The organism is Polyangiaceae bacterium, assembly GCA_016715885.1.
Lineage (GTDB): Bacteria > Myxococcota_A > Polyangia > Polyangiales > Polyangiaceae > Polyangium.
Genome location: JADJXL010000010.1, coordinates 93,487 through 115,917 on the forward strand (window position 1 = coordinate 93,487; position 22,431 = coordinate 115,917).

Sequence of the window (22,431 nt, forward strand, 5' to 3'; positions counted from 1 at the left end):
CATCCGGTGGTTGATTTTCAACCACGGGCATGGAGCACGCGGCGCTCGCGCCGGACATCTGGGCGCCTCCCGTGAACGCGTTATGGATGACGAACACGCCATAGAAAACGTGCCAACCACCTTTGGGACGACGCCCCTCGAGTGGTTGGCACGCTCGATCCATTACGCCATCGCCGGATCCAAAAATGCATCCAGCTCCCCATCGAGGACACGCTCGATGTGCGGGCTCGCGATTCCGGTGTTCTCGTCGCGCACCATACGTTGCGGCGCAAAAACGTAGCTGCGCCGCTGATGCCCAAATCGAATCACCGGCCGCGCCCCACGCCTCTCCGCCAAAGCCTGCTCACGCCGCTCCATTTCGAGCTGCATCAGCTTGCTCCGCAAAAGCCGCAATGCATTCGCCCGATTCTGATGCTGACTCCGCTCGGACCGCGCAACCACGACAATCCCCGTCGGAATGTGCCGCATGCGCACCGCCGAAGCGACCTTGTTGACGTTTTGCCCACCAGGCCCGCCGGCAGTCATCGTCGTCACCTCGAGCTCGTCTTCGGCAATGTCGATCGTGATGGTATCATCCACGTCGCACAGCACTTCGACCGCGACAAACGATGTTTGCCGGCGATCCCCTCTGCCAAACGGGCTCACCCGCACGAGCCGATGCACGCCGTGTTCACCGCGAAGCAGGTTGTACATACCTGCCCCCGGAATTCGAATCACCGCGACATCGATCCCAGCTTCGGCACCTTCTTGGCAATGCAGCTCTTCGACCGAAAACCCTCGCCGAAATGCCCATCGCTGGTACATCCGCAAAAGCATCGCTGCGAAGTCTTTCGCATCGATTCCACCCGCACCGGGCTGAATCGATACAATCGCCCCACGACACCCTTCCGGCTCCGGCGGCGCGCATTGATGCGCGCTTTCCCGCAGGTGCCCTTCGAGAAGCGCGACGTCCGACTCAGCCGAAGCGAGCGCATCGAGGTCGCCTTCTTGCAAAGCGAGCGAGACAAACTCCTCCGTTTCGTCGAGCTTATGCTCGGCGAAAGCAATTCGATCCAATTGCGCCCCGAGTCGTGCACGCTCGGCAAGGAGCTGCTCGGCACGTTCGCGGTCGCGCCAAAGATCGTTCGTACTGAGGAGGAAGTCGAGTTCGGCGAGGCGCCTGGCCTGCCGGGGAAGGTCAAAGACCGTCGCGGAGCCTGGTCAAGCGTCGACGTAGATCGGACAGTCGTTCGAGGATGGGAGAATTCATAGCGCGTCGTGTATACATCACGCCATAGCCCTCGTCAAAGGCAATCTTGCTCCGTGGCAAAAATTTTTCTATGGGGCGTCGAATACGCCGTCTTCGCAGCTTACTACATGCATCGGCTAGCCCGAGGCCCTTCGAATCCACTCGAGCAACTGGGCGGCGGGCTGCATACCACTGGTTTTCGCCGCGATACGCCCGTTCTTGATGAGGGCAAACGCGGGAATGCCCTGAATCTGAAATTGAGCCGCGATCTGCTGCTGCTCGTCGGTGTTCACCTTGGCAAAAACCACATTGCCAGCCGCTTGCGCCGCCGCTTTCGCAAATTCCGGGGCCATCATTCGACACGGACCGCACCACGAAGCCCAAAAATCCACGACCACCGGCAACGGGGATTGAGACACAAGGCCGGAAAACGCCTCGGGACCCGTGATTTCAATCGGACTGTTCAGGGTTGGGAGGCCGGTTTTGCACGAACCACAGCGTCCTTCTTGGGCAAGACGCGCATAAGCAATGCGATTCGCCGTGCCGCAATGAGGACATGGATAAATGACGCCACGTTCATCCGTGGTGAGATGTTGACTCATGGTGGATAGCTTCCGTTGTTGTCACTTTCCTGAATCTGCGTACGCACTCGTCGTTGGCAAGCGAAAATATGCGGCCCTGACGGATTGCAGTCGACATCGCCCGTCCTAGACATCTCGAGAGGAAGCTCGCGAGAGTCGGTCGCCGTCAGAAAGGAGAGCGATATGCGAATGTCGATTGTACTTGCCGTGGCAGCACTCGGTGCATCGTGCATGTGGGTTACCTCCGCCCAGGGAGCAAGCTCGGTGACCGCAGCGGACGCGACAGCGCGACAAAACATCTCGCAGCTCGGCGGTTGCTTCCGAGTCTCCTATCTATTCGTCGAAGACGGGAAAAACGACTTTTTCGTGCGTGACGTTCGCGAATACATCAACGTTACGGAGAAGGGAACGGGATTCGTCGTGCGCCACTTCATGGCGACCGAAGGTTCGTCGTTTCATCATTTCACGGAAGAATGGCAACCCGCTGGACGAGGGCGCTGGCATCAGCGGGTGACGACTTCACGCGGAACGCTGCGTTATGAAGGAACTGGATCCTGGAATTTCAATCAATGGGAAGCGCATGCGAAAAATGCCGCGCGTCCCGTCCGGGATACTCGCCGCGATTACGCGACGCTCGACCGCCGCAACACGGTTCAAATAACGCCGCAGCGCTGGGTACAGGCCGAAAGTAACATCAAGCGACGCAATGACGGAACACCCGTGGCGTCCGAAGTAGGCTGGGTGCAATACGAGCGCCTTCCGAACGAGCAATGCGCGGCCATCGCTGCAGCGCAGTAGTCGCTCAATTCTGCCCCCATTTGCGCGGGCGATCGAATCGGAAAAACCCGCTCGCTTCCTCGGCAGCAATGACCTCCGCCTCGTCGCCAAAGGTTCGCCGCAATAACTCTGCGAGCTTCTCGTCGAGCTCCTTGCCGCTATACGCCTCCACAAGCGCCGCGCGTTCGGTCATGTACTTCTTGCCCTTGTCCCAGCGCGCGTCTCGCTCCTGGTCGAGCGAATCCCAACGCTTCATCGCTGCTTCGTCGAGGCCCATTCCTTTGCGAATCGCCCGCAAATTCGCCGCACGCTCCGCCGCCGACATCGCATCGAGGTCCGCTTGCACCGATTCGAGCCCAATGAAGCGATTCATCGCCTCGTGCCGATGCTGTTCAATGTACGTATCGTACTTCTCCTCGTAAATCTCTTCGAGCCGCTCGGTGTACGTTGCGAGTTTGTCGCTGATGCTCTTGCCCTTTTGCCCGTCGATTTCTTTCAGCGTCTCCGATACCGCCTGGTTTTTCTGTTCGGAAGCCCAAATCTCGTCCGCCGCTTCCTTCCCAAATAGCCGCTCCCGCTCTTCGCGTATTGCAGCTCGTCGCTGTTCCGGTTCGAGCTCGTCGAGGCGCGATCGGTTGTCCTTCATCCAGCGCTCGTATTCGATGCGCCGGTCGAGGTTCTTTGCAATTTCGTCGTAATGCGCCGGGAATGCCGCACGTACCAGCTCGAGCAGTTTGTCGCGCCAATGCCCAGGATATTGCTTTTCGAATTGGCGCATGAGCGCTTCGATGAGCTTCAACTGGACATGGCGATTGCCAATGCTTGCCCCATATTGCGAGCGCAAGCGCTCGACCACTTCGGGGTCGACCGTCGAGCTCGCCGCGATCGTGGTAGGCATTGCAGCTTTTGGCTTGCTGCGCGGGGCCCGCGCCGCCGTTTCAGGAGGACTTGCAACAGCGGCCGCGGGCTCTTCGACTCTGTCCTGGCGCAGCCCGAAATAGAGCGCAAGGACGACGAGCGAGCTGCCGATCGCGACAAACCAATTCCGCGTCGTCATGGTCGCGTGATTTCTCAGTCGTACGTCGCAATGTATTCGAAGATTGCGCCGTAAAACTCCATTTCGTCGAACGTGTCGGGACCGACGCCGATGACGTCAATGTGATCCTGGTCGATGACGCTGGACATCGACGTCATTTGTGTCGACGTCGGCGCGTTCAAGTTACTCACGTAACCCGGGCCAGAGTCGGTCGTGATGCTATCGAGCGACAAGAATTTCTCGGTGTACTTGAGCCGGTGGCCCATGTGTTGCGAATTCACGCCGACGAGGCCGTCGTCGTCGCGCTCGTTGCAAATGCCATCACCGGCGCCCGCTGCCCCGTCGTTGTCACAGTCGCCCGAACAGTAGCCATCGCCGTCGATGTCATAAACGAGCTCGCTCAAAAGGAACAGCGCGGGGTTGACACTGGTACCGTTTTGCGCCGTCATGAGCGATCCATAGCGATAAGCATATTTCGCATCGACTGGGTAGAGCGTATTGAACGCCTGCATGCCCGTGGTAACGCCATCGGTCGACGAGTAATCCTTGTACACGAGCTGTTTGGCGCCCGCGTATCCATCATTGCCAGACTGATAGATGGTATCCCCGTAATACGACGCGAGTGCGGAGACGACACTGCTCACGCCCGGTTTGAGGTCGAGAATGTATTTGGCCACGGGCGAGCCCCGGTGTGGCGAGGAAATGCTGATGAGCACTCGAACCTTCGCCGTCCCATAACGGTTGTAAAGCACACGCGCAGCCTTACGAATGTCCAGGCCCCCCTGCGAATGCCCAACGAGGTTTACCTTCGACGCTCCCGATGTCGCCAAAAACCCCTCGATGTCGTCGGCAAGATCAAGCCCGCGTAACTCGGAAGACTGAAATGCCGCAACCTGGGCCACGTAAGCTTTCTGGCCCGAGTCGATGTTGTCATTGCAGTACACTTCGAGAAATTCATTACAGGCGTCACCGACGAACGTGCCGTAGTCGTCGCCCCAGTAGTCATAACCGAGAATGTTGTCGAACCCGCCCATGCCGTGGGCAAACACGACGGGGTAGGTGGTTTTCGGGGCAGCGGCCAACGCCGCTCCACCGCTGCCTGCAAGGATGGAGATGGATGCCAACAAGGCCACCGGCAATTTGCGCATGGGACTCCTTGACGATCGAGGGAAGAAGAAGAACCGGCTCGTGGTGCCGTAAGAAGACCAAATATTCCGGCCACGTGTCAAGCGTGAATCAAAGACGTTTACGATTCGTGAATTGACGCAACGCGCCTTGTCACAGTTATTAACGCGCAGCATCAATGCGGAGCTTCCCTGACGGCACTCTTCGGATGTGCCCGACTGTCCGGAAGCGTCGCGCCGAGCGTATCGTGGGCATCGGCCTATTTGGCGGCCCGAGATGGGGAAACGATGAACACGAGGTATGCAGCTTGGCGTTTGCTCGCGGCTTTATCATTGCTGATTCCATTGCCCGCGTGCCAAGCCTCCACCGCGCCGACCGTGCGCAGTCCATCATCGACTGCGACGCCGCCCAAAGCGTCCGCGGATGCGTCTTGCCCGCTCCCTTCGGGAGACCCGCTTTGCCCATTGAACGGTTTTTTTCGCGAAACCTACGCTCAGCGCCGAGCTGCCATGCTCGCCGCATCGGGACCGATACTCGTGCAGTACGGCGACAAGCTCGTCCTCTTGCGCAATGGCCAGCGGCTGGAGGGACGCGCCACGAACGAACGTTATCACGAGCTGAAAAGCGTCGCGCACGTGCCCTTCGCAGCGTATCTGCTCCTTGCGGAGACCAATGGCCCGATAGACGATGCATTGCTGCCCAAATTGATTTCCTTCGAAACGCTCGTGTCGCAAGCCCTCTCGTCCATCAATACAAGGTTTCCCGATGATTCCCAGCGTGAGCGCCAGCGGCAAATCCTGTCCCGCTCGCTTTTGCTGCTTCGTCGCGTGATCCAAGAAAAACAGGTACGCTCGAGCGATATCGATGAATACGTACGAGCACAACGAGACGACATTGCGGAAAACGTAAAGGATGCCGCACGCGAAAACATCATGACGCTGCACGCGCAGGTAACGGCGTGGGCAGCATTGCTGACGCCCGAGGAGCGCAATCGATTGCGTGTGGTCGTCGGTGCGTCTCACATGGCACGACCCGGCAATTTGGCATTACAATATTTTGCCGCATGGCTCGGCGAGCCTTCCACGGGTCGCACAACGGACGAACGCATCGCAGAGAACGCGCGTATCATCGTCGCGGAGAACATTTTCGATACGGATCACTCCGCCACACTCGTGGGAACACACCTTGTTAGTCGTGCCACTTCCATTGCCTTCTTCAATGATCCACTGCGCCTCGACCGAGACCTCTTGGCGGACGCGGCCGAAGAAGCAATTCGCGCGCTGTTTGGTCAATCTGCGAACGTACATGCGAGTGCGCCCGGCGACGATGCTGAGAAGCGTTGATGCGTAAACCGAGCGCCTATGCCCGCACCACCACCCCCGCCTCCACCAAATTCATCCACTGCCGCTCCAGGCTCGCGGCAAACGCTCGATCCTCGATGGCCACCCCCGCCTCCAAATTCCGCGTTTGTCCCCGATCCGTAAAGTTCGCCGACGTGATCAACGTGTATTCTTGGTCGATGACCACACACTTCGCATGCAAACTCATCGCACTTCGTTCGTCCACGGTTCGCGGATCGAAATACACGACCGGTTTCGGATCTCCGAATGGCCACATGAGCTCATAAAACAATGCCACGATGGCTCGTCCACGCGCGACAGGCCCCGCCGCAGCGTCCACCCTCGCCGAAGAGCTCGGCCAATGCTGCCCCGCTTGCTTTGCCGTTTGTCGCAATCTCTCCAAGAGTTGCCCCGCGTCCACGAAAAAGTCCGCGGTGACGCCGTGCTGCGCCATCGCCCGGTACAGCGACAAGAAAAGCTCCGCACCATGGTCGATGGCATACCCGGCCACGAGCACGTGCTCCCGAGCGCGCGCGAACAGCTCCGGCAATACGATGCGCGTATGCCGAGAATGCCCCACGCCTGGATCATCGCCCGTCCACACGAGCGTCAGCTTCGGCGCCTTTCGACTACGACGCTCGGCCATCGCCACTTCGACGAGCGCACGAATCCCAGCCACGCCCAGCTCGACGTAGGGTTGCATCACTTCGACGAGGTGCCCGAATCCGTGCGCCCGCAAGCTCGTGCCGTCGAGCGGCGCCCGTAATGTGCCCCGTTCGAGCGCCGCTGAAAGCGCCATGAGGTCCTGCTCGGTGACGGTCGACAACCCCGCGCTCGTCATGGCCGCTCTTTGAAAAATGCCAGATTCGGATCGTGCCCCATGGCCGGCACCACCAGCGCCCGATCCAGATATCGATTGAAACGCTCGCACGCAGGCTCCGCGACGAACAAACAACCGTGGCACGCCGCGCCCTCCAAATATCGGCCCGAAGGATCCTTCGGTGAATGATGCGCGCACACCGGATCACTCGAGCAAAGCGACGCCATGTCCCACGCGCGACGCAAATGCCGATGCAAGAAACGACCCTGTTCGACCAATCCCCCAAGCGTCCCCTCCGCACCGCTCGTTCCCGTCATGATGAAAATGGCCGCCATGGGCAACGCATCCGTCGCCGGTGCACAATAAATGCGCTCCGACAAGGCACTCGCCGAATACCCGCATTGCAACGAAATCGACGACATCAGCAGATGCGCAAGCGAATGCAGCAGGTAAAACCGCGCCCCGGGGAAACCAGGCCCGCGATTCGACGCACCAAATTCCAACTCGTATCCCTCGGCCAGCTCCTGCTCACGCGCCATCACCGCGTCACGTTTTTCCCATTCCAACACCGCCGCCTCGTCCAGGCAAACGAGCACCCCCTCGCCGAATATCTCGGCCGCAGGGAGCCATGTTTGCACGAGGCCCAGCGGCTGCAGGTTCGACGTATCCCCCGGCGTGCCCTGAAGATCCTGCGCCGTCGCCGAAAGCCGTGTCAGGCCCACCTGCGCCCGCACCTGGCGAACCTTCTTCGCCAGCACGATGCGGCTCACCCTCGCCGGCAATTCATATCGCTTCGACGACAAACGACACGCAAAGAAAGGCTCGTCCCGCGGCGGAAGCTGCCCCGGCACCTCGTCTTTCGCCTCGAGAAATACCTTGTATTCAGCCGTGCGCAGCTCCTCGCGCGCAGGCGTCTTGCCCTTGCGAATCGTTTCGATCGCCGTCCAGATCTGCTCGTCGTCGTATTCGCGCAGCGCATTTTTCACCGCTGGTATCTTGCGGTATATGACCAAGTCTTCGCGCGCCGCCTCTTGCAACACACTCCACACGTCCGCTTGCTGCACACGGCTCAGCACCTCGCGCGACTTGTCCGGAATCGACAGCGCGCTCATCCATTGCGAAAAGTACCCGCTGCTCGCCGTGCGCACGAGCAACGTCATCTTCTCCTCGCAACCTTTCTCTTCATTGCCCTCGGGCCCCAGCCACGGGCGCTCTCCGTGACACGTCGGCAAAATCTTCGGCTCACGCGCCTCCGAAAGCTTCCTCGATGCATCGCAGCTCCGGCATACCACCCGAATCCCCGCGAAATCACCCGACGCATCTTCCTCCAAGTACAGCTCCGGCGCCATACATCGCGTCTCCGCCGATACGTGCACGAACCAGTTCCAGGGAAATTCCTGCAAATGCCCGCGCCTGCATGCACCAACGAAACGCACCGGCACGCAAAAACCCCGTTGCGTATTCGTACAATGATGCACGTAACGGTACTTCTCCCGCTCCAGGTTCTTCGATTGCCCCAGCGCTCGGCACTGCTGACACACGAACCACGTCGGAAACTCCGCCACCTGAATCCCATTGTGCTGCGTCGGCGCGTCGTCGTCCCCCGCCGGAGGCAACCGGAATGCCCGACCAACGTGCAGCTCCACCCCCAGCTTCGACCCCACCTTCGCCACGATCGAATCGCGCAATCGCGGCTCGTCGATGAAACCCTGATCCTTGTACTTGTCGTAGCGCCAGAAATCAGTCCCCCCCACCAACACCGCGTGGTCACGCAAATCCACCATCGCGCCAGGACCAAACGTCAGCACCACTTGGCTCAGCCGAATCTTACCCTCGGGCGGCTTGCCTCCACCCTTCGGACTGCTCTTCTTGATGGCCATCAGTCTTGCCTCCCGAGGCGCCGGCCTACGAGCCACAAATGCGCCGTCGATTCCACGTCGCGCATCGATGTCGGCGCCGCAAATCGCCCCTCCGGGCTATGCGCATGCGGCCGCTCTTCATCGAGCGGCGTAAACAGAATCGGCTTGCCCCCCACCTTGTCCCGATCGAACTTCGAATACCGCCGCTGCTTCGGATCGTCCGGCGTCGAATGCACGAGATCTTCCCATGTATCGAGCACGTTGTGGCTCCGCTTTTCGATTTCGTCGCGCAGCTTCGCTTGTTCCTCGGCCTGCGATCCCGGTTGGCTCGTCGCCCGCTCGACAATCGCCTGCACCATCGCGTTCGCCAATTCCCGATGTTTCGGTAGCGCCATCGCGCCCCGCGCCGGCGTCAATTCCGGCGCCGCAAAACGCGTCATTGCAAACAGCGTCCCCACCAATCCCCGATCCAGCGCAGGACCCGAAAACGGCGTCACGCTCGTCGCCTCCACGAACCGATAAAAACTCTCGTGGTACGCCGTGAAGTGCTCGTAATGCGAACGATCCCGCGATTTGTGCAAGTTGTACACCGTCACCACCAGCCCCGGCCAGCGCTCTTGCCGCCCCACGCGACTCGACGCCTGAATGTATTCCGCCGTCGTCTTCGGCTGACCCGCCACCACCATCAAACCAAGCCGATCGATATCGACACCCACCGAAATCATGTTGCTCGCCAATAGCACGTCGATCCGTTCGGCATCGCGATGATGCGCCGAAAGCCGCTCCCGCGTCTTTTTCACCGCGTCCGTGCTCTCGCGGCTCGTCAATTCGACCAATTCCCCCACATCGCGATTCTTGAACCACAAATGCGAACCCCGCGCACTCAGCGGCCGAGCCTCCTCCGCCTTCTTCGTCCTCCCCAGCACCTCGTCTTCCACCAGCCGCCGCATCCCGCCCAGCTCGCGCAAACTATTGAAATACCCCGCGAGCGTCATGTACCCATCCGCCGTTTGATCCGAAGGCTCGTTCGCATCGTACGTCTTCATCGCCCCCGCCAGCAGCGTTCGGTACACCCGCAGCAATATCGCCTTCATGCTGCGCCCTTGCGCCGCCACCCCCACGTACGTGCGCCCCGGGCTCTCCTTGTCCACCGTCGCAAAAAACGTCTCGCCATCGTCGATACCCGGCGGCGGAAACACGCTCACCATGTCCGCTCGACGCCCGAACAGCGATTGAATCTGCCACGGAGCACTACGCACCGTCGCCGTCGCTGCCAATACCTTCGGGCGAATCGTGCCCGATTTCGTCCGTCGCGAACACAGCGTATCAATCGCCGTTTCGTACAGTCCAACCATCGTCCCGAGCGGCCCCGAAATCAAATGCAGCTCGTCCTGCACGATGAGCTCGGGAGGCAAAAGGCCACCCGGCAATGCTTTTGCCGAGCGCGGCGGTTTGCCGTCCACCGGCCCATAAAAACATCGACCATCACGCGCCTCGACCTTCCCGAAAAGCATGCCCGCTTCGCCGCGCCAAGGCATCATCGCGAACTTGTCCACCGTCGCTATGAGAAAACTCGGCAGCTCCCGATAAACTTGATCGTCGACGAAAACGACCGGGAGCCCCTCCGGGTTGTTCGCGCAAGAAAACTCGCACGTGTCGCTCGTGCACCCCACGCGCACTTCCTCCGGCGACGTCTTCGTCGGCAAGAGCGTCAAGCTGTTCGGTCCCAATGGCTCGCGGCACCACGGACACGAAGGAAGCGGGCAAGGATTGTGATTGATGCCCGTTTTGTATCCGGTCACGAGACGCGACACCTCGGCCATCGTATTCGCCGTCGCGCTTCGCCCGACCCATAGTCCCACCGAAAAACGCCCATCCCCGAGCACCGCGGGCATTTTTCGCCGCAATGATTCCAGCGCGCACATCAAAGTCGCCGCTCGACCGAGCTGGTCCAGCGTGAGCAGCCGCAACGTGTACCGAAGCAATACGGCCACGCCGAGACCCCCATCGGGCATTTTTGCTCGACGCAATCGGCGCAAGAGCAGGCAATACGCAATCACGCCCAGGTACGCCTCCGTCTTACCCCCGCCCGTCGGAAAAAAGACCAGCTCCACCCGCTCGCGATCGATATGTTCGCCGCTCGCCACGCCTTGCAGGTTCATCAGCACGAAAGCAAGCTGAAACAGGCGCCATTCGGGACGTTTTCCATCTTGATATCGCCCCGGGCTCCGCCGCCGCGCCGCCTCCGCCATCGCCTGGTTCGCCAAACAAAACGCTCGCCGAACCTGCGCATCCTCCGCCAATAGCTCGATGCCTTCGCGAATGCGCGCCTGCGCCAGGCTCGCCTTGCCCATCAAAAGATCGCGCGTCACGACGCGACTCCCGCCCCCGACGTCCGTCGTGCGCCGTTCGTCAATCCATTCGCCATACGCTGCGGGCAAGCGTTCCAGCCGCGTGCGCACGTCTTCGGCCGTTTCCAGGTTGCCGAGGTCATCCATGACCACGGTCACGCCGTCTTCGTCGCGCGGAATCACGCGGCGCACTTCATATTCGGGAATCCACGTCGTCTTGACCGCCGTCACGCGTTCGCCCGGCGACGGCTGCGATATCGCGACGCCGTGCCCCACCGCGTATTCGACGCGCTCGCGGAATTGCAGATCGGCGACGTTCGCATCCCATTGCTCGCTTCCTTCATCGGCCACGTTCGGGCGAGGCACGATGCCTTCGGCGCATTCGATCTCCAGTTCGACCTGGAAAATCATTTGTTCGTCGCGCCGTCCGCGTTCTCCTTGCCCGCGCCGATTGACCACGAACAGCGCGAGCGCCTGCGTCCCTTCGGGGATGCCTCGCGCATGCTCGACGGGTTTGAGCTGCCCGATCAATTTGATGCCCACGGTGTTCGGCAGGGGAATGCCATTGTTCAAGCTGGCCGGGTCGAGCGGCACGGGCACGGATATGGTTTGGCGCGGCTTTCGTTTCCACACGCGTTTGCCGCGCCCGCCTTCGGCTTTGACCGTTTCGGGGACGTATTCGGCAAACCGCACGATGGCCTGTACGGAGCGCGTTTCTTTTGGCAAGAGCACGCTCATGCCCATCGATGCGGGCCACAAATTCGGCCGCGGGTCTTCGCGCACGTCGGCGCCACCGGGGTTTTCTTCTTCCGGTTCGTCGGATCCGGCGCCGAGGTCCTCGTCGGCCGTCGCATCTTCGGGCGAACGTTCTTCTTCGGGGCAGAGAAAACCCGTCAGGTACGTGCGCGAGGGTGGCAATTCCAGCACTTCACGTGTGGCATCGCTTTCTTCGAGCGCGTAGGGGCCCACGAGGTCGGCATGCAGGGCGCGAATGAGGTGTTCGCGGGGGGCGGTGAACGAAGACACGCGCCCGTTGTACCGGGCAATCGGCGCGGGTGTAAAGGGAAAACGTGGAGGGAATATGCCCGTAGGAGGGGGCTGGAGCAGCGATGGGTTCGAGAGGTCGTCGAGCCATTCGGCGTTCTGGTTGCTCGGGATGGGGCGATGCACTTTTCTCTTCCCATGCGTTCGCTCGTCCGCTAGCATCGCCCGCATGGCGACCCACATCCGAGACACCACAATCATCGAAAACGCCACGGACATCTGCGCTGCCATTGCCGGAGGCCTCGAGAGCGACCCTGAAACGAAGCACCTCGCTCCCCTATGGGACGGCCTCACGGCCAAAGGCGATGCGCTCGTCAGTGCTCGCCGCGTCGCCGAACGCACGCTCGGTCGCGCACGCGTCAGACTCGACGTGCTGGATGCCAAATGGGATCCCGAAGTCGGCGCCTTCGGCCGCGACGTCGTCGACCAAAGCGGTGGCAAACGCGATCAAGCACCTTATACGCGTTTTTTCAAAAACGTGAGTCCCTCGGCCGCGCAAGACTTCGGCGTCGATCGCGAAGTCGCGCAAGGCAACGCTTGGCTTGCCGAATTGGCCCGTGATCCCAACGAGCCGCTCGCCCAGAAATGGACCCCGCGACTCGCCGCAGCCACCGAAGCGCTGGCCACCGGATCGACCAATCGCCGCAAAGCCCTCGAAACGCTGGCATTGCAAGATACCGCCGAGGAATTGTTCATTGCCGATGTGAACATCGAAATCGACGTCCTCGAAGGCGAGCTTTTGAAACTTTTTCCAGGACAACTCAAACGCGTCGCCGCGTTTCTCTCGCCCACCAAACCTCGAACCAAACGATCCCGTAAGAAGGACGACTCGGGCGAAGAGTGAAACCCGCGCGCGCAGCGCGCACACGTCACTCCCCGTCAGGATCGCGCGTCACGCCTCACCCCCCGGCCCCCTCTCCCCGTCGCAGCTATGCTGCTCCGCGGAGAGGGGGAGATTTCTGAAGAGAAAACGCATAGTTCCCCCTCTCCGCGACGCGTAGCGTCGGGGAGAGGGGGTTAGGGGGTGAGGCACTCCCCGCCTGGATCGCGCCTCGCGCTTCAAAACCCCAGGAAGATTGCCAACCACGTTCTCGTGCGCGTATTCTGCCATTCGGGAGGTCGTTGCCATGCAGTTGCTTGCCGTATTGGGTCTCGGATTTTCGGGGTTTGCAATCGGTGGTTGGGGTGGTGGGACGCCGGCCTCGAACCCGTTCGACGCCCCGTTGGTCCGCTCGCCCTTGGTCGAACCCCAAGCTCCTGCCGGAGCGGGGATCTTCGTCCCGATCCACAAACCAACCCATTTCAAGTTCGTCACCATCGTCAAGGATGACGGCAAGGGCCCGGCTGGCGGATGGCAAGCGGCCAAAGCCAACCTGCCCTTCCAAAAAGTCATCCTTCCCGTCACCTTGATTACGTGGTACTGCCCGCTCACGATAGGTGTGCCGATTCGACATTCGGTCAGGGGGTACATCTCGCCGGCCGCTGCGGCCGCCATGAGCGCAGCGGTCACGAACAGCGTCGCCAGTCGCATGAATTTCGACCTCCCCCAAGGAGTTTTTTGTCACACCTTTCGCAAAGGCGTTGAGGCGGCGTTTCCAGCCATGTACCCAGTTGGCGCTACGGTAGGTCGCTGATGAAAACAACACGCTCCGAACTGCTCGATGTCGTATATCGGCACTACCCGCGGGGAATGCTACAAATCGCCCGCATGCACGTGTCTCTTGGAGATCTCGTTTATGATGACACGGAAGAGCACTGCCGCCTCATGGTCGCCGCTGCCCGCGGGCGACGCGAGTACCGAACGTGGCAGGCGATGATCCACCGCCTCGGGGATCGATATGACCTTCAAGACGAATCGCTCCACCTGTGGTCGGATGGGGTCGAGCCGGCCTATTCGGGCCGCGTTTGGCTTGTCTTGGGCAAAACGTCGATCAACTTCCACGTGTCGCTGCTCGGGCCTTATTACGGGATCCAGCTTCCAGGCGTTCCCGAAGAGGAACCAATAGCACGCGAGATCGCTCGCGAGATCGAAGCCACGTACCCCGGCTATCAGACGATTCCACCCGAAATTGGTAATGAAGTCGTGCCGGACGTAGACGCCGGGTTCGAGTTCGGCGAAGGAACGATCTACATGTGCCTCTTCTCAAACCTCTGGACGCGCGTCTATAAAGACCTCGACACGAACTGGACCTTGCCATGAACGGGTGACCGTGCTCCTTGCGCGCAGGCGTTCTCGAAGGCGCAGCCGCCCACGTTGGTCACGCACGCTGACGCGCACACGTCGCTCCCCGTCTGGATCGCCCTCTGCGCCTCACATGCGACGTGCACTCCCCGTCTGGATCGCCCTCTGCGCGTGACGTGCAGCGTGCACTCCCCGCCTGGATCGCCCCTCGCGCGTGACGTGCAGCGTGCACTCCCCGTCTGGATCGCCCTCTGCGGCTCACGTGCAGCCTGCACTCCCCGTCTGGATCGCCCTCTGCGCCTCGCGTGCAGCCTGCACTCCCCGTCGGGATCGCGCGTCACGCCTCACCCCCCGGCCCCCTCTCCCCGTCGCAGCTACGCTGCTCCGCGGAGAGGGGGAGATTTCTGAAGAGAAAACGCATCGTTCCCCCTCTCCGCGACGCGTAGCGTCGGGGAGAGGGGGTTAGGGGGTGAGGTGTCCCCGCCTGGATCGCGCCCCCCGTTCAGAACCCCAAATTCCCCTGGCCTTCGTCCTTCTTTTTGCGCCCTTTTTTCGCCGGCTCTGCGGGCGTCTCCGTCGCGGCCTCTTTCTTTGCGGCAGCCTTGCGCGGCGCTTTCGCCGGTTTTGCCGTCGCCGCGGCGGCTCTCTTCTCGTCCTCGGCGCGCGCGGCATTCAGCACGAACAGCCTATCGATCACCTCGTCCTCGAACGCTTGTTGCGCGGCTCGGTCTTCGTCCGACAGGGCGCAATACGGCGGCACGGCGATGTCGTTCCAGCCGTAGGTTTCGAGCACGGCGCGGTCCATGTCTTCGTGGAGCTTGCGGAGGTGCAGAAATCGCGGGTCCTCGCACGCGGGGTCTTTCAGGGCATTGTAGGTTTTTGTGAGGCCCTGATTGGTGTCGATCATGAGCTTGGCGCGCGTCGTGTAAAGCGTTTCGCCGATGGTTTCCAATGCGGGAAAGACGGTGCGCGGATCCGGCGCGGGGAAGGGGAAGTTGACGAAGCAGTCCGAGGCGGAGTAACGTAGCCGGTCTTCGAGCGAAGAGGAGTGCAGCCGTGCCCATGGCTCGTGAATGCGGGATTGCAGAATAGCAAGACATGTGTACTGATCGAATGGAAATATAAGAAGCTGCTCACTAAAAACACGGTCTGTGGGCTGAAACGAAAAGCACAGATGCTTCGTAACGCGTGCCGTTACGAGACATTTGGGTGCTTTGCGAAGTTCGTCGTAGAACGCCGTTCTATCGGCCCAGAATCGCCACCAATACTTCTTTTGTTGCATTCCTATAGTGTTGTCCTTTAAGCGATCGCGTTCTGGTTTCACACGTTCCCGTACAATAGTAATGAGCTCAGGCCATCGCTCGGCCTCTTCCAAAGTCATTTGCCCGAAGTTGATCGTCCATCGGTCGAAAACTTGTCTCGGGTTTGTGTTTACCTCCTCGCCCCCGATATAAGGAAAAATCCGGTCCCCATTAGATGGGTTTCTGCTGACTAGATCGTCTCGTTCTGAAGCGGATAAAATAAATCCAGCTCCATTCATGATACTCCCTTGAGAATAAACCGAAACGTTATTTTCAAGTTTAGCTGCCATAGAGCGTTCCGAACCGCTCCGTAAGCGTGAATTGATTTCCGGAACAACTCTCCCGTCAAGTCTGCAAGCACCCACATGCATGGCCACTCCACCCTTGGCCATGAGCACAACCGACACGGTCACATTCGCATCGCCTGCCCACGACAGCGTGCTGGTTGCATCATATGCGCGCAACCCTCGATGGAGCAAATATTCGAGGGCCGATACTCGAGAATCCCCCTGCGCAATCGTATTGGTCGCAATAAGACCAATGGTTCCATTGGTACCCAGCAGGCTATCAGCACGGCGAAAAAAATGCGCAGACAGGTCGGCATTTCCATGCGCCTCATCATGAATCGTAAGAAGCCACGGACCATAACATGGCCCGCCCATGTCCCCTATTGCATTCTTCCCCGCAAACGGCGGATTCCCGACGAACGCATCCACCCACGCCGTGCCCGTCACCTTGTTCCCCTCCAGCGGATCCGCCCTGCCCGGCCCAAATACCTCGGGAAACTCGATCATCCAATGAAACGGCACCTGCTCCGCGCGCAGCTCCGCCTGCATCGCCCGCAATTCCAATTCAATCGCATGCGCCTTCGCAAAATCCCCCGCCTTGTCCGCCGCAAGCCATGACGTCACCCGATCGAGCCGCCGATCACGCTCCGCGTCCCGCGCCTTGTCGTTCTTCTGCGAGAAAAAGGCGCCCACCACCAAGTCCGCCATCAAACGCACCCGCCCCAGCGCATCCTCGGCATCGAAGAGCAACCGCTCCTTCTCACGCTGCGCCGCATACGTGCCCTCGGAGGCCAAATCCAATATCTGCCGCCGAATGGATATCGCCTCGTCGAGCGCCTCCTTCAACAGACCCGCCGATGTCTCGACCTGCGCCTTGGGCTTCCAATGAAATGCCCGAATCTGATCGAATCCGAGGCCCACCAGCGAATCCCCATGGCGAATGGCATGATCCACAAAGGTAAATGGCTCGTTCCGCGCCATCGTGACGAGCCACAAGGAGAGCCGCGCGAGCTGCACGGCATAGGTGTTCTTGTCGACGCCATACAAACATCGCTGCGCGACGAGACGCCGGGCGTGATTGACGACATCCTCGTGCGCACTCGCGACCTTTTCCAAGGCGCCCTCGCGCGTCCACGCCGCGACGACGTGATCGGCGAGATACCGGCACGCCGCGACCAAAAAGGCACCCGAGCCGACGGCCGGATCGCAGATGACCAAATTGAGGAGCGTGTCCGACGAAGGGTTTTCCCCCATGGCCTTGATGAGGGGCTCGAGGGTGCGCGCGACGATGGGCTCGGTCAATGCGCGGGGGGTGTAATGGCTGCTCGTGCGGCGACGTTCGGGACCAGGCTGAATGACGAGCGTTCCGGGACGGGCGCGTTCGGGGGTGCGACCGGAGAAGCTTTCGAGCGCGAGGAGGGCATCGTCGGGGGTTTTTGCGGACTTGACGGCATCGGCGATTTTTTCGGCGACGTTCTTGTCGAAGGCAAGCTCGTCCTGGAGCCACCGCTGGCGCTGATTGGGGGGTGTTGCGAGGAGCTGCGCGGCTTCGACCCAGACGCGTGCGGCGCCTTTTTTGCTGCCGAGCTTGATACGGACGGCGCCGCTCTCGATACGGCGGACGGCAAAACCCATGAGGGCCTCGTAGACGCTGCCGATTTGCTCGACGTCGAGGGCTTTGTAGGACAATCGTTGTCCGCCGAGGAAGAGGAGTTTTTCGAGGGCGGCGTAGATGGTGCCGTCATCGATGCTGGGCAAAACGGTGGCGGCGCGGGCTTCGGGTTGGGTAATGGGGGCGCTGCCTTCGGGGCCCCAGCCTTCGAGGAAGGGAAAGGCATTGGGGTCGAAGAGCTGTCCGCGGCGCGGTGGAATGCGGAGGCCGCGATGCTCGACGCCGAGAAAGACGGAGCGAAAGAGGGCGACGAGGCGGGGATAGGCGCCGAAGCGGCGATGCATGGTGTCGGGGTATTTGGCGGCGTCGGCCTGGAGGGCGCCGAAGAGGCCGAGGATGCTGTAGTTTTCGGCGAAGAGGGGGTTATCCATGGGGAGGAGGCCCCAATCCTCGCAATAGAGCAAAAAGACGAGGCGCAAGAGGAGGGTCAAGAGGCCGGCATAAAGATGGTCGTCTTCTCGTTCGAGCGCGGCGCGGAGGGCTTGGGTGCCGTCGCGGTCTTCGGCGGCGGAGAAGCCTGCGAGGAGGACTTCGAGGGCCGAAGACCTGGCGGGACAATTCGGTGGTGACGTCGGCGTTGCGTTTGCGGCTTTCGGCGAGGATGGCGGGGAGCTGCTGTTCGGGGGCGACGCCGAAGAGGCGTTCGCGGGACAGGAGCATGACGAAGGCATCGAAGAGGGGTCGTCCGCTGACGGAGGCCATGTCGGCGATACGAAAGGCGATCCAGCCGCTGGATTCGCCGTGGGGGGCATAGACGAGACGGACTTCGTGGGCATTGGAGAGGATGCCGATGGGGACGCGGCATTCGCGGAGGAGGCGTTCGAACTTGGCTTGGGCGGGGTATTCCCAGGTGCCGGTGGTGGTCTCGGGCTTGTCGAGGTTATCGACGGCGGGGGGGATGTCCCAGACGAGGAGGGTATAGGGGCGACCGGCAATGGCGGCGGGGGTGTTTTCGGCGGGTGAGGAGGCGTCGTCGCGGGGTTTTGCGGCGCGGAGGGCGCACGTGGGGCGGAGGAGTTGTTTGCCTTCGGGGACGTAGAGGGAGAGGTCTTCGGGGAGGGAGGCTTGACGATGGAAGCGGTTGTCGGCGAGGCCGAGGACGCGGGCGAAGAGGGTATCGAGGTGGGCGACGCGAGGATTTCCTTTGGCGTCTTGGTGGAGGCATTCGAGGAAGGCGAGGTGGTCTTCGCGTGCGTGTTTTTCGGCGCATTGGGCGTCGACGAGGACGGGGACGGAGACGACGAGGCCTTCGGAGGGTTGGGCCATGCCCAGCCATTGTTCGTGGAAGCGTTTGTCGGCGTCGGTCATGGTGCGTGCTCAAAAACTCGTCGTTGGCCAAAGGTACACGAGGCCCACGGGCGATAGGCGTTTCAGGCTGACGTGATACAGGGCTTCGAGCTGGGCGGGTTCGTCGCGAATTTCATCGTCGATGCGCGCGAGGCGTTTTTGCATTTCCTTGCGCTCGTTCTGCAATTGATTCTTTTGCGGCTCGAGCGCCTGGTCCTGGGTGTTGAAGAGGGGCAATTCGAGCTGCTGGTGGAGCTGCGCTCGAATTTCCGTGCGTTGCGCCTTGAGGATTTCACGCAAATCGTCGGCTTCTTTGGCGCCTCGACGAGCGAGCTGTTGCGACGCCTCGTGCGCGCGTCCGTCGGCTTCGTCCCGCACGTGCTTGAAGAGCGTGGCAAAGTCGCTCGGAGCGGTCTTGACCAAACGACGGCGCAAAACGTCGGGCACCGGAGGGAGATCGGCGACGCGGGTGAGCAAGTTTTCCAGGTCCGCCAATGCAATGCGATCGCTTTCGGCCGATAGGGGTGTCAAATGATCACCTTCGCCACTTTCGCGAAAATGGGCGGATACGGCGATCATTTCGTCGTGCAATCGGGCCGCACCGGGGCCGAAGAGGGAAAGACGGCCGAGCGCCAAGACGCGGGGGACTCCATGGCGGTCGTCGGGGACGATGGTGACGCGGGAGAGGTCCTGCGAGCCGAAACCTTGGGCCAAGAAGCGGGAGAGAATGCGCTGGACGAAGGGGTGTTCCAAATGCAATGGACGCGGTCTTCGCCCATGCGGCCGAGGGCTTTGAAGACGACGGGCTGAGGGGGCTGCTTGCGCCATTCCCATTCGGCTTCGTCGCGGCGGCGGGGGCGGCGCAAGCTATCGAGGGTGCGATCCCAGCTCGGGGGTAGCGTTGGCAATGCAAAGGCTTGCTGGCCTTCGATGGTTTTTTCGAGGGGCAAGAGGGGGCCGGCGCCGGCTATTTCGAGGCCGACGTCGATGGCGTCGCGGAGCAATTCTTCGCGAAAATCGAGGACTTTGCGGGAATCTTCCAGAATGCGGCGGGCCTGATCGAGGTCGCGGGCGAGGGTTTTGGCGTCGCAACGCTGGGTTTCGAGCTCGCGTTTGGTGGTTTCGACGTGCCCCGGGAGCCGCTCGGCTTGGTCGAGCTCGGCGGCGGTGGTTTTGTCGATGCCGCGGCTGAGTGTGCGTTCGATGCGCTCGATGACGACTTCGCCCAAGGTGCCAAGCTCGGATTGAATGGTTTCGACTTTGTGGACGAGCTTTTCGAGGACGGCGTCTTCTTCGCGGTCGGGGTAAACGAAGTAATGGCACCGTACGCGAGGGGCGGGCTGGAGGGTGCGGTCGATGCGGCCATTACGTTGCTCCATGCGGGCGGGGTTCCACGGAATGTCGATGTGGAAGAGGTCGGCGCAATGGTTTTGCAGGTTGAGGCCCTCGCGGGCGGCGTCGGTGGCGATGAGGATGCGGACGGGGTGTTCTTTGGGGTCGCCGTTGAACGAGCGTTGGATTTCCTCGCGGGCTTCGTCGCCCATGCCGCCATGAAAAACGGCGATGCGTTCATCGCCGCGACGGGTGTCTTCGAATGCGGCTCCGAGAATCTTTTGCCAATACCGCATGGTATCACCGTATTCGGTGAAAAGAATGACGCGACGGTCGTTCCACGTGCCCGGACAGAGCTCGGTACGAAGCCATTGCAGGAGCCAAGCAACTTTGGCATCGGGCCGAAGACGATGCTGGCGGGAGACGTCGAGCATTTTTTCGAGCAGCTCGCGGGCACGGCCTTCGGGCGAGGAGATGGCGGTCGAGGCGGACGCTACGTCGGCGGCATCTTCCGCGTCGCGCTGTTCGTCGTCGACGCCGTGTGCATCTTCGTCTTCGTCGGCGGGGCGTGAAAACGTGCTTTGCTGGGGGGAAGGATTTCCCACGCGGGCGGCGTGCGCTTGCAAGGTGCGATGAAAGGCTTCGATGCTGGAGAGCAGGCGCTTTTGGAGATTGATGAAGACGAGCTGGCCGCGGCCGCGCTTGGGTTTCACGAGGTCGGTGTATTCAGCGAGCATGCGGGACAATTCGAGCTCGGGGCTGTCCGTGGGATGCAGGGGGATACGGACGACGTCGCGCGTGGGGAAATCGCTTTTGCCGAGGGCTTGCAGGTCGCGTTTGAGGCGGCGGACCATGACGGCATTGAGGGATTTCGAGCCGGCGGCGATGGGAACGCCGGGGGTGAAGCGTTGTGGATCGAGCATGGCCATGAGGGCGCTGAAGCTATTGGAATGGCCGTTGTGGGGGGTAGCGGAGAGGAACAGACGATTCTCGAAGCGGGGGCCGATTTCGTCGCGCATCATGTAGGTGATATGCGAATCGACGGCGTACAGACTGGCCGAAGCGGGAGCCGCGGTATGGGCTTCGTCGAGGACGAGGAGGCTTTTTTTCAAACGCGTGCCCAAATGCACGAGGAGAGGCTCGCGGTATTCCGGGCGGCGCAGGGTTTGATACGATACGATGAAACGATTGTGGGTGCTCCAAGCATTGACGCCGAAGCCGCGTTCGCGACGGCGGCGAGCGACGAGGTCGCGGTCCATGATTTCGAAGCGTTGGCCAAAGCGTTTTTCCATTTCGCCGCGCCATTGAAGGCATAGCGATGCTGGGCACACGACGAGGACGAAGGCGACGCGTTGCCGGAGCTGGAGCTCTTGCATGACGAGGCCGGCTTCGATGGTTTTTCCGAGGCCGACGTCATCGGCGATGAATAGGTTTGCCCGGGGCAATTCGAGGGCTTTTTTGAGGGGGGTGAGCTGATGGTCGAGCAGCTTGATGCCAGCGCGAAATGGCGATTGAAAACGATCGGCGCGCGTGGCGGTGACGCTGCTCCATTTGAGAGCATGAAAATACGCGGCAAAGCGACGCGGCGGGTCGACGGATTGCACCGCACCGAGCCCCTCGGCTTCGGGAAGGAGGACTTTCGCACCAAGCTCGAGCTCCCACAGGACGGAGAGGCGGACACCTTGGGCGTCGTCGTCGAGGCAAACCAAGTCGACGCGGGTGGCTTCGTTGGGGGCTTCGGGGGCGAAGACGTCTTCGACGAGGTATTGGCGCTGGCGGACGAGGGTGATGTCGCCGCGAACGGGGGTATCGCGCATGACGACACGTGCGCCGAAGAGACCGGGCGGCGGGGAGCTATCGCGCACGCCGAGGGCTTGGAGGAGGCGCGCAGCGAGCTCTTGACGTGCGCGGCCCGTAGGATCGAGCTGAAGGGCCTGGCACGCAGCACGAAGCTCGTCGCGAGCCATCCACGAAACGACGGCGCGCATGCGGACCTGCTCGGAGCGGGCGAGCGCTGCGGCAAGCTCGGCTTTGGTCGCTTTTTGGGGGACGGAGACGCCGAAGGAGCGGGCTAGCTCGATGAGGCGGCCGCGCGAAGGCAAGGATTCGAGGAGTGTGCGAGCGGTTTCAGAAGGAGCGTGCATCGTGGTCGTGGGCGGTTGTGGCGGGAGGAACCGTACACCACGCGGGCGCGAGGCGGGAAATTTTT

General features: G+C 61.3%; 12 protein-coding genes and 2 pseudogenes. 5 read left to right on the forward strand and 9 right to left on the reverse strand.

Annotation, left to right across the window (positions count from 1 at the left end):
• Window positions 1-162: 162 nt before the first annotated feature.
• Both IPM54_12700 and trxA read right to left on the reverse strand, forming a co-directional pair.
• Window positions 163-1,056, reverse strand: coding sequence for a PCRF domain-containing protein (locus IPM54_12700; GenBank protein ID MBK9260667.1), 894 nt, complete (start codon window positions 1,054-1,056; stop codon window positions 163-165).
• A 309-nt stretch (window positions 1,057-1,365) separates the two neighbouring features.
• A complete protein-coding gene (gene trxA / locus IPM54_12705; GenBank protein ID MBK9260668.1) occupies window positions 1,366-1,830 on the reverse strand; it encodes a thioredoxin in 465 nt (154 codons plus the stop codon).
• A gap of 162 nt (window positions 1,831-1,992) precedes the next feature.
• On the opposite strand from trxA, the gene IPM54_12710 reads away from it, so the two are divergent.
• Entirely contained in the window at window positions 1,993-2,607 is a 615-nt protein-coding gene (locus IPM54_12710) for a hypothetical protein (protein ID MBK9260669.1), read from the forward strand.
• 4 nt (window positions 2,608-2,611) lie between these two features.
• Here IPM54_12710 and IPM54_12715 read toward each other — a convergent pair whose 3' ends face one another.
• Together IPM54_12715 and IPM54_12720 are read right to left on the reverse strand one after the other, a co-directional pair.
• Window positions 2,612-3,643, reverse strand: coding sequence for a hypothetical protein (locus IPM54_12715; GenBank protein ID MBK9260670.1), 1,032 nt, complete (start codon window positions 3,641-3,643; stop codon window positions 2,612-2,614).
• Window positions 3,644-3,657: 14 nt separating this feature from the next.
• Window positions 3,658-4,770, reverse strand: coding sequence for an acetyltransferase (locus tag IPM54_12720; GenBank protein MBK9260671.1), 1,113 nt, complete (start codon window positions 4,768-4,770; stop codon window positions 3,658-3,660).
• A 264-nt stretch (window positions 4,771-5,034) separates the two neighbouring features.
• Here IPM54_12720 and IPM54_12725 point away from each other — a divergent pair, with 264 nt between their 5' ends.
• Complete coding sequence (locus tag IPM54_12725) at window positions 5,035-6,090, forward strand: hypothetical protein (GenBank protein ID MBK9260672.1); 1,056 nt, start codon at window positions 5,035-5,037, stop codon at window positions 6,088-6,090.
• Window positions 6,091-6,106: 16 nt separating this feature from the next.
• Here IPM54_12725 and IPM54_12730 read toward each other — a convergent pair whose 3' ends face one another.
• Genes IPM54_12730 through IPM54_12740 form a run of 3 tightly spaced genes read right to left on the reverse strand, consistent with a single transcriptional unit; the run spans window position 6,107 to window position 12,323 of the window.
• Window positions 6,107-6,928: a hypothetical protein gene (locus IPM54_12730; protein MBK9260673.1), complete on the reverse strand. Its 822-nt coding sequence runs from the start codon at window positions 6,926-6,928 to the stop codon at window positions 6,107-6,109.
• Window positions 6,925-8,787, reverse strand: a complete 1,863-nt coding sequence (locus IPM54_12735; protein MBK9260674.1) for a DUF1998 domain-containing protein — start codon at window positions 8,785-8,787, stop codon at window positions 6,925-6,927. Before IPM54_12735 ends, IPM54_12730 begins: the two co-directional genes overlap by 4 nt.
• On the reverse strand, window positions 8,787-12,323 hold the full coding sequence (locus IPM54_12740; protein ID MBK9260675.1) for a hypothetical protein: 3,537 nt from the start codon (window positions 12,321-12,323) through the stop codon (window positions 8,787-8,789). Before IPM54_12740 ends, IPM54_12735 begins: the two co-directional genes overlap by 1 nt.
• 7 nt (window positions 12,324-12,330) lie before the next feature.
• Between IPM54_12740 and IPM54_12745 the strand changes: the two genes are divergently transcribed.
• The 3 genes from IPM54_12745 to IPM54_12755 all read left to right on the forward strand — a co-directional run bounded on the left by IPM54_12745 (window position 12,331) and on the right by IPM54_12755 (window position 14,361).
• Complete coding sequence (locus IPM54_12745; GenBank protein MBK9260676.1) at window positions 12,331-13,005, forward strand: hypothetical protein; 675 nt, start codon at window positions 12,331-12,333, stop codon at window positions 13,003-13,005.
• A gap of 283 nt (window positions 13,006-13,288) precedes the next feature.
• Window positions 13,289-13,795, forward strand: a complete 507-nt coding sequence (locus IPM54_12750) for a hypothetical protein (protein ID MBK9260677.1) — start codon at window positions 13,289-13,291, stop codon at window positions 13,793-13,795.
• Window positions 13,795-14,361 carry a hypothetical protein gene (locus IPM54_12755; GenBank protein ID MBK9260678.1) on the forward strand — a complete coding sequence of 189 codons (567 nt, stop codon included), beginning with the start codon at window positions 13,795-13,797 and terminating at the stop codon, window positions 14,359-14,361. The genes IPM54_12750 and IPM54_12755 overlap by 1 nt, the downstream gene beginning before the upstream one ends.
• 484 nt (window positions 14,362-14,845) lie before the next feature.
• On the opposite strand, the pseudogene IPM54_12760 reads toward IPM54_12755, so the two are convergent.
• Window positions 14,846-18,911: pseudogene (locus IPM54_12760) on the reverse strand (N-6 DNA methylase).
• Between the two features lie 9 nt (window positions 18,912-18,920).
• Window positions 18,921-22,039 (reverse strand): annotated as a pseudogene (locus tag IPM54_12765) (DEAD/DEAH box helicase family protein).
• Window positions 22,040-22,431 lie beyond the last annotated feature (392 nt).